At 46.7% G+C, this 12,305-nt stretch carries 11 protein-coding genes; 10 read left to right on the top strand and 1 reads right to left on the bottom strand.

Translation table 11 applies throughout. From position 1 onward, the window contains the following. Window positions 1–6 precede the first annotated feature (6 nt). From HP570_RS01500 to HP570_RS01480, 5 genes are read left to right on the top strand one after another with little or no spacing between them, the layout of a single operon-like run. Entirely contained in the window at window positions 7–2,235 is a 2,229-nt protein-coding gene (locus HP570_RS01500; protein ID WP_173624701.1) for a hypothetical protein, read from the top strand. Beyond that, window positions 2,229–3,161 (top strand): ABC transporter ATP-binding protein, encoded by a 933-nt coding sequence (locus HP570_RS01495; RefSeq protein ID WP_173624700.1) that lies wholly within the window; start codon window positions 2,229–2,231, stop codon window positions 3,159–3,161. Before HP570_RS01500 ends, HP570_RS01495 begins: the two co-directional genes overlap by 7 nt. Continuing rightward, a complete protein-coding gene (locus HP570_RS01490; RefSeq protein ID WP_173605221.1) occupies window positions 3,158–4,024 on the top strand; it encodes an ABC transporter permease in 867 nt (288 codons plus the stop codon). The genes HP570_RS01495 and HP570_RS01490 overlap by 4 nt, the downstream gene beginning before the upstream one ends. Continuing rightward, the gene (locus HP570_RS01485; protein ID WP_016743483.1) at window positions 4,014–4,226 is read left to right on the top strand and encodes a hypothetical protein; all 213 of its coding nucleotides are present in this window, start codon (window positions 4,014–4,016) and stop codon (window positions 4,224–4,226) included. Before HP570_RS01490 ends, HP570_RS01485 begins: the two co-directional genes overlap by 11 nt. A 29-nt stretch (window positions 4,227–4,255) precedes the next feature. Then, window positions 4,256–4,666, top strand: coding sequence for a DUF1292 domain-containing protein (locus HP570_RS01480; protein WP_254494973.1), 411 nt, complete (start codon window positions 4,256–4,258; stop codon window positions 4,664–4,666). 68 nt (window positions 4,667–4,734) lie between these two features. Here HP570_RS01480 and HP570_RS01475 read toward each other — a convergent pair whose 3' ends face one another. After that, entirely contained in the window at window positions 4,735–5,112 is a 378-nt protein-coding gene (locus HP570_RS01475) for a YflT domain-containing protein (protein WP_016743484.1), read from the bottom strand. A gap of 531 nt (window positions 5,113–5,643) precedes the next feature. Here HP570_RS01475 and HP570_RS01470 point away from each other — a divergent pair. From HP570_RS01470 to HP570_RS01450, 5 genes are all read left to right on the top strand, one after another. Further along, window positions 5,644–7,614, top strand: coding sequence for a DNA gyrase/topoisomerase IV subunit B (locus HP570_RS01470; protein WP_015891554.1), 1,971 nt, complete (start codon window positions 5,644–5,646; stop codon window positions 7,612–7,614). A 2-nt stretch (window positions 7,615–7,616) separates the two neighbouring features. Next, window positions 7,617–10,160 carry a DNA topoisomerase IV subunit A gene (gene parC / locus HP570_RS01465; RefSeq protein WP_173624699.1) on the top strand — a complete coding sequence of 848 codons (2,544 nt, stop codon included), beginning with the start codon at window positions 7,617–7,619 and terminating at the stop codon, window positions 10,158–10,160. 16 nt (window positions 10,161–10,176) lie between these two features. After that, a complete protein-coding gene (locus HP570_RS01460) occupies window positions 10,177–10,497 on the top strand; it encodes a hypothetical protein (protein ID WP_016743487.1) in 321 nt (106 codons plus the stop codon). 191 nt (window positions 10,498–10,688) lie between these two features. Then, window positions 10,689–11,336 (top strand): nitroreductase family protein, encoded by a 648-nt coding sequence (locus tag HP570_RS01455; protein ID WP_015891551.1) that lies wholly within the window; start codon window positions 10,689–10,691, stop codon window positions 11,334–11,336. A gap of 149 nt (window positions 11,337–11,485) precedes the next feature. Then, window positions 11,486–12,166, top strand: a complete 681-nt coding sequence (locus tag HP570_RS01450; RefSeq protein WP_064199171.1) for a metallophosphoesterase family protein — start codon at window positions 11,486–11,488, stop codon at window positions 12,164–12,166. Window positions 12,167–12,305: the final 139 nt, after the last annotated feature.

Genomic DNA, 12,305 nt, shown 5'->3' with positions numbered 1-12,305 from the left:
ACAAGCATGAGATGGAAATGGGTGTTAATCTTTGTCATCACATGGCTTAGCTTTTCGATACGCCCAGCTATGGCAGAGAGCAACGTAGACATACAATTCGAAATACCCTTAAGTGGTATCGTCAAATATGAATCATGGATGAGACTAAACGTAAAGGTAACCAGCCAGGAAAAGGATTTCACAGGATCTGTAGAGTTATCGCAGCGACAAGTCAAAAAAAATAATGAATTGAAACTTCGGCGTCCGATAAAGCTCGAGCAAGGAAAGAGTACAACCGTATACTTTGATATGCCTACCCAAATATTGCTCGATGATTGGTACGTTCAGGTTACGCAAAACGGTCAAGTTGTCAAAAGTGAAAAGCTGCGTATCTCATATCCAACAGACGGACGCACAATTGGCGTGATTAGCGAGGAGGGCAATGCGTTTCATTTCCTTGCCGTCAATCAGTCTCAATCCAAAATGAATCGTCCCTTGTCCGTACAAAATCTTACGGAACAAATGTTACCTGACCAATCATGGATTTACGAAAACATAGACATGTTAGCGCTGGCAGGCAATAGTGGCTCCACAATAAATGATCAGCAGATGGCTGCGATCAAGGAGTGGATCCAGCTGGGAGGGATCGTAGTTGTTTCCGCAGGTCCCAATCAAGATGGGATGATCCAGCGGTTTGCTGATATTCTCCCTGTGGAAGCCGGAAAAGCTGGTAATATCGATCTGCAGCAAGCACTAAGTGAGTATGACATTGCAAAAGTTGCGCCAAAAGGCAGTATTGGTGTATACAACCGTGACTTGCCCTTATTTGTGTCAAAACCATACGGCAGAGGGTTGCTACTATTTGTCAACTATGATGTGACAGCAGAGCCGTTGGCATCGTGGCAATTCAATCCACAACTGTGGCAGAATGCAATGACCCAGCATGGCGCCAAGAAGATTTTTGAAGAGAAGCTTTTTATGGATCAAATGACCCGGCCTTTTCTAGACTTGAGCAAGAAGATTCCTGAAGTGCAAACTCCTCCGCCAACCTGGATGGTAGCGTTATGGGGCGGATACGTAATTGTACTCGCACCATTGACATACTTCATTCTAAGAAGAATGAGAAAACCTGAATGGGCGTGGGGAGTCATCCCGTTGGGAGGAATTTTCTTGACCGTCGCTATATTCGCGATTGGAAAGCCTGCTGTAGTGAAAACGAGTACTAGCTACGCCGTAACCAAGATCGATATATTAGATGAGTCTTTGGCTCATGTTCGCTCAGCCGCAACGTTTTTAGGGGTGGATCAGAACGACTATGATGTTCAGCTTGAACCTTCGATCGTTGCTCTGCCCTTGACAGTAGGACGAAATGATTATCGACCAGAGGGACTAATGAATGGCGAGGAGCTTCTCTCTTTCCGTAATCTACCCTATTTGACACCGAAACAGGCAATTGGTATCGGGGTAAAGCACGACATGGGGGCTTTTGATGCTTCCTTGCGAATCAATGAGAATCGTGTGCAAGGGCACGTGAAAAACAATACGGAGTTTGCCTACGATCAAACTTATATTGAAATTGGTTTTCAGCGAATTCCTCTTGGGCCTTTGAAAAAGGGAGAAGAAAAACAGATTGACAGTGTGCTTGAGCCCCTGTTTATGCCAAGAAAACCACAAGCATCAAACGAATTGCAAACGTTGGAAGAGCGAATCAAAGAAATGAGGGAAAGAGTCGTTGAGTACGAAGAGGGAAATCAGGTAAGTATCATCGGTACAACGACAGAGCCTCTTCCTCTGATGACAATGCAGGTGCCTCACCAAGCACATTACTGGAATGTTATTCAGCAGCCAATTCAATTCCAGCCGAATGAACAAGGCATCGTGACTTTTCCGTATGGCTTGCTTGATGCAGAGGTGTATGAAACGACAGGGGACTTCGATAGTACCGGATACATTTGGCAGATTGGAAAGGGCAGCATTACGTTTGAGCTGCGTGCAGACAAAGCCGCGATCAATATGAAGCGAATTACGGTACCACTGAATCACAGTTCATTTAAGCCTTTCCGGATAGAATACTTCCACCAAAAGAGTGGTAGGTGGATACCTGTTGAGCGTGGGACGAGACTTGTCCTCGACAAAGAACTCCAACAAGTGTTAACGCCAAATCAATCGTTATTGCTTCGTTTTTCCCATAATGGAACGTCACGATTAGCTCTACCAGAGCCAATTTTCCAGGTAGAGGGGGTGCGGAAATGGTAATCGAAACCGTTCATTTAGGAAAGAGATACGGCAATTTGCAAGCGTTGACGGATTTGAACCTTTCCATCGAACCAGGAAAGGTGTTTGGCTTTATTGGTCCAAATGGCGCTGGAAAATCTACCACGATGCTCATCTTGTCTACCCTTCTGGAACAGAGCGAAGGGGAAGCATTTGTCTGTGGCTACAATGTAAGAAAAGACCCTGCCAGTGTGCGCCAGTCAGTGGGATACATGCCCGATTTTTTTGGTGTATATGACAATTTGACAGCGGTGGAGTATTTGGAGTTTTATGCCGGAGCGTACAAAATTCCTGCCTCCAAAAGACGGGCACTCGTAAGTGATCTTTTAGAACTAGTGAATTTGTCTCACAAAGCAGACGCTTTCGTCGACTCATTATCTCGAGGCATGCAACAGCGTCTAGGGTTAGCGCGTTGTCTCGTACATGATCCGGCCGTGCTGATTTTGGATGAACCGGCGTCAGGACTGGATCCGCGTGCTCGTATCGAATTGCGCGAAATTATGAAGCAACTACGCGAAATGGGTAAGACGATTATTATCAGCTCCCATGTTTTGCCGGAGCTAGCCGAGCTGTGTGATGATATTGGTGTCATTGAAAAAGGCAGATTAATTGCGTATGGCTCCGTGCACGAGGTCAGTAATCGGGACACAGGCCAAAGCCGTATGCAACTAAGAGCCCTGCGGAATTTGGACAAAGCGGGACTTCTGTTAGCGTGCTCTCCGTATGTGCATCAATTGACGGATTATATGGGAGGCTTTCGCTTCTACTTTCAAGGGACGGAGCAACAAAAAGCTGAATTGCTTCAAGAACTGCTGGATGAGCAGGTCGCAGTCGTCTACTATGGTGATTCCAAGAAAGATTTAGAAGACGTCTTCTTAGCGATTACGGAAGGAGTCGGTATGGAGTGAGCGACTTCTTGTTCAATCCTCTTTTGGTAAAAGAAATGCGGGAAAGATTCCGCTCGAGAAAGACCATGCTCATTTTAGCGATTTACTTATTTGTCATGGGGGGAATACCGATGGGCTTTTTGCTCATGGATCCCTTAAAGGCCGAATCGTTAGGGGATAACCGGGATCTGTTTCTGATATCTGCGGGGATACACTACGCGATGGTTTGCTTTGTGGCACCTGCCCTGACTGCTGGAGCGATCAGTGGGGAGAGAGAACGCCAGACCTTGCATATTTTGCTGACGACCCAATTGTCGACGCGCACGATTATTTTAAGCAAGCTCATTACGTCTTTGGCGTTCTCTACGCTACTGTTGGTTGCCTCGATGCCTTTGTACAGTATCGTGATGCTGTACGGAAGCGTCTCCCCGGAACAAATGGCTCAGCTTGTCCTTTTTCTTGCGGTGAATATGTTTTTTCTCGGGTCGCTGGGGTTGTTCTGTTCTACTTGGATTAAACGAACGTCGATCTCGACGGTCACCACATACGGTATTGCCTTCTTTTTTGTGGTAGGTACTGGCTTGCTGTTCTTTTTTATCGGTGAGTCCTTGCAACAGGCGCATCCGGAACGGTACGTCAATTCGAATGTTTGGAGCATGTATGAGCTTCAGATGTTGGCAGGGATGAACCCTATCATCGTGTTGTTCGATATTTTAGGCGAGTCGTTCGATCATTCCGATGACATCACTTTTGCACCGTGGTTGTTTTTCTCATGTGTGTACGTGATTCTTTCTTTTGTGCTCGTCATCTGGAGCGCTTATTTGTTAAAACCAATTCGCCGAAAATGGTGGAGTTGGAAGAAACGACCTGTTCGTGTACAATGAAAAAGGTGCGTGGGAAAAGGGAGGTTTTTTTGTGAGCGATCAACAAGTGCAGATCATTGATTTTGAAGAACTGCTTCGTGCGATTGAGAGCCGATTGGCATCTGCTGGCATGTATGTCAAACGCGAAGCGATCGTGACGATTCTTCAGGCAGAAGAAGCATTTTTGCTTGAAAAAGGTGTTCTTGAAGAGTATAGTGAGTAATCAGCTAACAACCTGCCTCAAGTGGTGGGTTGTTTTTTCATGGACAGGGAAGGCGCAGAGTTATTCGCCTGTTTGCTTCTCCCGGAAAAAAACGGTATGATGGAACAGAGTACGAATATCAGCATAAGGACGTGAACACATTGACAGAAGAGAACAAAGACCTCGAGTTGGGCGATATCATTACATTGGACGATGAAAATGGTGAACCGTTGGGGGATTTCGAAGTATTGGCTATGTTCGACCTGAACGGTAAAGAATATATTGCCTTGGCTGAAGCTGTGGAAGATGAAGAAAGCGAAGAAGATGAAGAAGTAGATATCTTCGTATTCCAAGTGGACGGCGGCGAAATGGTACCATTGGAAGAGGACGAGGAGAGCACTGTTTACGCGAAGCTGAACGAAGTGCTGGAAGGCATCGAACTGATTAAAGAAGACAAGTAATCCCGATAGGAATGAAACAAGCCACTGCTGGCGTTAGAAACCAAGCAGTGGCTTTTTCTTGCGGTCGATCAGTCATTCATTTTAATAATGTTATCCTTAAGGTCTCGTACAACGAGAAGGCATGTATAGTCGGTATCTTGCAGTTCCCGAACCAATGCCGAGCATTCGTCTTTTGTAAGACCTAGCTTTTCGAGACGGGTACGGAGTTCTTTACCGCCATTGTCAAAGAAATGCGCCATGCTGTCAATGTGACCGACGGCACTTTCAAAATGGGTACTGTATTTATAAAAATTGTTTCGTTGATTGGAGTGATTTTTATCAGGATTCCATTTCAAAACCCAGATATCATCACTGTTGTATCCGGCAGAATTTAGTGCATGAACGTCAGAAGCTAGCTCAGCATCATACTTATGGAATTTGACAAACGGCTTGGTAGCACTGATCAAAAGTATTCCCCCCTTTTTCGCCTCAGGAATCGATGCCTTACTAGGATGTCCAAAGCTTATGAGCGAATGAATGGAAATACCTGAGGCACAGCGTGAACGCTAAGAAAGAAACCCATTGACATATTTTCCTTGATCGTAGCAGGATTTACGCAGTGGGGGAAGAAATAGAGAAAGGGAAACAAATGTTTTGGTTTTTCATTTTGACCAATCTTCACCATTAGTGCTACACTAATTAATGGAATATGCTTGTCATGTACAGAACGAATGAGAAACGAGGAATACTGAGAAGAATCGGCCATCTCGCTAGGGGCGAGGTGGCTTTTTTGCCCCATTTTGCTACTAGCGTTGAATACTATGGGAACCATACGGTACAATAGCGATTAAGTGTTCGCTTTTATTAGGAAAACGTTCCTCTCAAGGGGATTGAATCATCTCGGCGTTTCTCAAAAAAGGTGAATACGACGCTAGCCATCAGTAAAAAAGGCATGATCGTTTTTTCTACGTGTCCGAAGAGTAGAGGGGAGAGCGCGATTGAAGGAAACAGAAACACAGCAAACATTAACGTATACGGAAGAAGATATTCAGGTCTTAGAAGGCTTGATTGCTGTTCGAAAGCGGCCTGGAATGTACATAGGCTCCACGGGCTCGCGTGGCCTGCATCATCTGCTGTGGGAAATTGTAGATAACGCCAAAGACGAGGCGCTTGCAGGCGTTAATGATAGCATCATCGTCACTTTGTACAAGGATGGCAGTGTCAGCGTAGAGGACCATGGACGCGGAATTCCAACGGGTATGCACAAGACTGGCCGACCTGTACCAGAAGTTATTTTTACGACGCTCCATGCCGGTGGGAAATTCGGCGGTGGCGGATATAAAAAAAGTGGTGGCTTGCACGGGGTAGGCTCCAGTGTCGTTGTGGCTTTGTCCAAATGGCTTGAGGTCGAAATCCACCGCGAAGGCAAAATTCATAAGCAGCGCTTTGAATATGTTGTGGATGCAAATGGAACGGAGCATGTCGGTAAACCGGTTACCGGTCTTGAAATCACGGGGAACACCAAACGCACAGGAACAACGGTACGTTTTTTGCCGGATGATGCGGTGTTTGGCAATGCTCGCTTTGACTATGAGACGATTCGTGATCGTTTTCGTGAGACAGCATTCCTTCTGAAAAAGCTGCGCATGGTTTTGATTGACGAACGTGGACCTGAAAAGAAACGGGAAGAGTTTTACTTCGAAGATGGCTTGAAATCATACGTTTCTTACTTGAACGAAGGAAAAAATTCACTCCATCCGATCGTTTACTTCGAAGGAGAAAAGGACAATATCTATGTCGAGCTGGCTTTTCAGTACAATGACGGCTATGCAGAGACATTGGTGTCCTATGTCAACTCGATTGTAACAACGGATGGCGGAACACATGTCACGGGCTTCCGTAACGGTACGACCCGGATTTTTAACGAATTTGCCCGGAAAAAAGGGTACTTGAAAGAAAAGGACCCGAACTTGACTGGAAACGATTTGCGGGAAGGTTTCCTCGGTGTATTGTCATTGCAAATGGCTGACGTCCAGTTTGAGTCCCAAACAAAAGACAAGCTGGGGAACGAAGAAGCACGGGCAATCGTAGAACAGATTGTTTCCGAAAAGCTAGGCTTCTTCCTCGAGGAAAATCCGGAAATAGGCAAGCTGCTGATTGACAAGGCAGTGCGTTCTGCTGAAATTCGCGAAGAGCTACGCAAACAACGCGAAGCCCTGCGCGGCGACAAGAAAGGCAAAACCGCGAAAAAGCGCAAATCGATTTCGGAAAAGTTCACTCCGCCGCAATACAGAGACTCCAAACGCAATGAGCTCTTCCTCGTCGAGGGGGATTCCGCAGGTGGCTCTGCAAAGCAGGCGCGTAATTCAGAGTTCCAAGCTTTGTTCAGCCTGCGTGGGAAGCCATTGAACACGGAAAAAGCAAAGCTATCCGAGGTATTGGCGAATGAAGAGTTCCGTACGATCCTCGAGGTGCTTGAAACCGATATTGGCGAAGAGTTTTCCATCGAAAACTGTGCATTTGATAAAGTCATCATCATGTCTGACGCGGACGTTGACGGCTCGCACATTCAAACGCTGCTCTTGACCTTCTTCTTCCGCTACATGCGCCCGATGATTGCAGCTGGTCACTTGTATATTGCGCAACCGCCTTTGTATCAGGTGAAAAAGCAAAGCAAGGGCAAGCAGACTGAGGCGATCTACTGTTGGAGTGATTACGAGCTGGAACAGGCGTTGAAAAAGGTTGGACGCGGTGCTGAAGTGCAGCGCTACAAAGGATTGGGTGAGATGAACGCCGATCAGCTCTGGGAAACAACCATGGACCCTGAGACGCGCAAGCTCATTAAGGTTGAACTGGAAGACCTCGCTCACTGTGAGAAGCTGGTAACCGTTTTGATGGGTGATAAAGTCCCACCACGGCGTGAGTGGATTGAGAACCACGTCACCTTTGAAGTGGGGGAGGATGAATAAGCATGCTGTCCAATCAAATTATTAATCAGAGCTTCGCGGAGATTATGGGAAAGCGCTTTGGGGACTATGCCAATCTGGTTATTCTCTCACGCGCAATCCCAGATGCTCGCGATGGACTAAAACCGGTACAGCGCCGTATTTTGTATGCCATGTACCAAGAAGGCAACACGAACGATAAACCATACCGGAAATCAGCGAAAACAGTCGGGTACGTGATGGGTACCTATCACCCGCACGGTGACTCGGCGATTTACGAAACGATGGTGCGGATGGCGCAATGGTGGAAAATGCGCCAGGTGCTCATTCAAGGCCACGGAAACTTTGGTAGCTTGGATGCAGACCCGCCAGCCGCTATGCGTTATACCGAATCCAGACTGTCAGCATTGGCCAATGAGCTACTGCGTGATATTGAAAAGGATACGGTTACATTCATCCCGAACTACGACAACTCCGCTCAACAACCGGCAGTATTGCCTTCACGGTTTCCCAATCTTCTCGTGAATGGCGCTGCCGGGATCGCGGTTGGTTTTGCAACGGACATCCCTACTCACAATTTGGGTGAAGTCATCGATGCGGCTGTGGCCCAGATGAAGAACCCGAATATCTCGCTGGATGAGCTGATGCAGCATGTCAAAGGTCCAGATTTTCCGACAGGCGGCATTGTTCAAGGGCTGTCCGGAATTCGCAAGGCGTTTGAGACAGGCCGTGGACAATTCATCATTCGCGGGAAGACCCATGTAGAGGAGCCAAAAGGCGGCAAGATCAAAAAAATCGTCGTTTCCGAAATCCCTTACGAAGTGGTCAAGTCAAAGCTCGTTGGCCAAATCGATGAGCTTGTAATGGAGCGCAAAATCGAGGGGGCACTGGCGGTTCGCGATGAAACGGGTCGCAAAGAGGCCGAGCAGAAAAAAGTCCGCATCGTAGTGGATATTCGTAAGGAAGCGGATGAGCAGGCGATTCTCAACTACCTGTACAAAAATACCGATCTGCAAATCTATTACAATTACAACATGAACGTGATTCATGAGGGGACCATCCGCCAGATGGGACTCAAGGCTTTGTTGGGGGCGTACATCGACCACCAAAAAGAAGTCGTCACGAATCGCTGCCAATATGATCTGGATCGAAAGCAAAGCCGCGAGCATATCGTGGAAGGCTTGATTCGCGCCAAGTCCATTTTGCGTCAGATCGTCGATACGATTATGGATTCGGAAGACCGTGCAGATGCCAAGAAAAACATCATGGAGAAATACGGCTTCACCGACAACCAAGCAGATGCGATTTTGAGCATTCAGCTAGCTTCTTTGACACGTTTGGATATCGTCAAGCTGGAAAAAGAATTGGCTACATTAGCAAAAGAAATCGAGGAACTAAAATCGATTTTGGCAAGCGAGAAAAAGCTAATTCAAGTCATTACAGGCGAGCTGAACGAGATCAAGAAAAAATACGCAGAAGAGCGTCTAACAGAAATCCAGGGCGAGATCGAGGAAATCAAAATCGATATTGCCATGCAAATCAATGCAGAGGATTGTATCGTAACCCTGACGAATGAAGGATATATCAAGCGGACAAGCCCGCGCTCCTTCAAATCAGTGGGGGGAACGCTGGAGACATGTGGGGTAAAAGAAGGCGACCGTGTCCGTTATTTCATGGAGACGAATACGTCTCACACTGCTCTCTTCTTTACCCAGGATGGTAAATACTTCGCCACACTGGTTAACGCCTTCCCGGACGATAAGTGGAAGGATATCGGTTCGGCTCTCGTCAATATCATCCCGTTGGAGAAGAATCAGCGGATCGTTGGCTTTACGATCGTAGAAAACTTCAAACAACCGCTGTATGTATACCATGTAAGTAAAAATGGTTTGATGAAAAAGACGGCGTTGTCCGAATACGAAACCAATCGTTCGAGTGCGTTGGTAGCTGCAAAGCTAAAAGGCGGCGATGACGAGTTTATGAATGTATTCGTGGCGGACGAAGCTGGAGCGATACTCGGTGCGACAAAAGATGGAATGGGCATCCGATTCCAGCGAAGTGAAGTCAGCGCAACGGGTAGAGCGTCGAGCGGGGTAAAAGCAATCGCACTTGCTCCTGGCGACGATGTCATCACGATGCTTCCGATTGAGGAAGTCGATTCTCGTGCCTTTAGCTTGTTGACGGCTGAAGGGGTTGTAAAACGCACAGCCATTGGTGCAATCCCACTTCAGGCTCGCGCAGGCAAAGGGGTACAGTTGATTCGTAAACGAAAAAATAACCCGCATGAGCTTGTTGCGATGTTCCTCGAGGAAACGGTTTATGCCTGGACGTCGCAGAACGAATGGACCCTTGTTGAGACAGAGCAAGTGATCATCAACGAGCAAGGTGGCATTGGCCGACAACTGATCGAGGGTGGGGTAAAAGCAGTTGCTTTTGAAACCATTTTGCCGACGGATGAACCGAAGGACGAAGCGACGGCAAAAGGCCCAGGAGACGGATCTGGCACAGCAGGACAACAGAAAACGTCGAATGTCCAGGCTAATTTGTTCGATGGAGATCATCGTAAATAAAAGGAATGATGAATAGATGGCGTTTGAAGCCTTTGTTTCACCGCTAAGCTGGCAGCAGGTTTCTCTGCTCCTCGATACTGTGCAATATTTCGAAGACGCGCCAAAACTGCTCTCTCTTCCACAAGAGCAAGGAGCAGCTGTGCCTGTGCCGATTACGTCAGACACATTGAAGTCGATGCTTGGTTGTTTGGACGAAGAGGAAGCATTTAGCCGCAAAGCTTTTTCATTGAGATGGGAAACAGCTGGGGACGAAGCGAGTGGCTTTCTCGTTGTCGAGCTCCCGAATGGAGACACCGTGAGACAGCCAGCCGTTCTATCCGCCTTTTCTCCGGTTTAACAAATAAACGAATAAACGCTTTGGTGACGCGCTTGCATCCATGACAGGATGTGAGTGATCCGCCAAAGCGTTTTTTGCATACAAAAAGATTGCCAGTGAATTGGAATATGTGGTACAGTTTGAACACGAGTTATTGCGCGATAAAGTTAGTAACTTACTAAATGGCAACCATATCACTGGAGGATGGAATCATGGAAAAAGTCATCGATCAAAAGGCTTTTAAGGACGTCATTCGGGAGCGTCGTTCCGTACGTCATTACGATCCAACAGCAAAAATCTCGCGGGATGAACTAAAAGAAATGCTGAAGGAAGCAACCTTGGCACCTTCCAGCTCTAACCTCCAGCCATGGCGGTTTTTGATTATCGATGAACAGCCATTGAAAGAGAAGCTGCTCCCCATCGCATTTAACCAAAAGCAGGTGGTAGAGGCTGCGGCAATCATTGCAGTTCTAGCCGATTATGAGGGCTACAAGCAAGCCGGGAGCATTTACAAAAAAGCGGTAGAAGCAGGCTACATGACAGAGGAAGTAAAAGCTACACTCATCGACAACATCAACAAGCGTTATGAAAATCGGGATCGAGCAATCATCAAGGAAATTGCTTTGGTAGACGGAGGTCTCGTCTCGATGCAATTGATGCTCGTTGCCAAGGCAAGAGGGTATGACACGGTGCCAATGGGAGGCTATAACAGCGAGAAATTCAAGGAAGCTTTCCAAATCCCGGATCAATATGAAACGGTCATGCTGATTGCAGTTGGTAAAGCGGCAGAGCCTGGTCATCCGACTACTCGTCTGGACGTAGAAGAGATTACATTCTGGAATGAGATGCCGAATAAATAAGCATAAAGAAATGGAATAGCCTTGGCCTAATCTGATTTTTGGGCCTTGGCTTTTTTCACGTTTGCAAGCTTTCGAGGGGCAGACATGCTGGCAATCAGGTCAAATGGGGCGTACAATAGAAAGACATGACAGCGAAAGAAGGGTGCAGGATGAAAAGATTGTTGGCAATCAGCGATATTCATGGGGAATTGGAGAAACTGGAATCGTTGATAGAGCAAGTTCAGTACGATCCACAAAACGATCAATTGATCCTGCTAGGTGATTATATAGACCGTGGACCAGAGTCGAAGGGGGTCGTCGAAAAGGTAAAACAACTCCATGCACAAGGGGCAATTGTGTTAATGGGCAACCATGATCATATGATGGTTAAATCATTCGAGCAAGACCCAGTCTTTATTGAACGATGGTTCCGAAACGGCGCACAAAAGACGTTGGCGAGCTATGGTCATACCGCAGCAGATACGGAATCTGGTGCACCAGAAACCTTGGAAATTACTGCTTCAGTCAATGAGCATCTGGAATTTTTGGCTGGCTTAGACAGCTATTATGAAACCGATGATTATATTTTTGTTCACGGGGGTGTCCATCCCGAGACTCCAGTTGCAGAGACTGACCCGTATCTCCTGATGTGGATACGTGATGAGTTCCATAAAGGCTACCAGGGTGAGAAGACCGTAGTTTTTGGTCACACGCCAACCAATTATTTGCACGGTAAACATGATGTGTTTTACGGAGAAAATAAAATCATCGGCATTGACGGTGGTGCCGTATATGGCGGCCGTCTGCATTGCTTGGAGCTTCCCAGCCGAAAGGTTTACTCGGTAGAGTAATCGAACAAAAACAAAAGGCTTTCACTTCTCTTTAGAAAGAGCGGGTGAAAGCCTTTTTGATATACGTCAAGATAAGTTAAGAGTAATATTGTAATGAAATTAATTTAAATAAATTGCAAAAATTAATAATTAAAGGCTT

This window comes from Brevibacillus sp. RS1.1, assembly GCF_013284365.1.
GTDB lineage: Bacteria > Bacillota > Bacilli > Brevibacillales > Brevibacillaceae > Brevibacillus > Brevibacillus brevis_D.
This window is presented reverse-complemented; position numbering and strand designations above follow the sequence as displayed.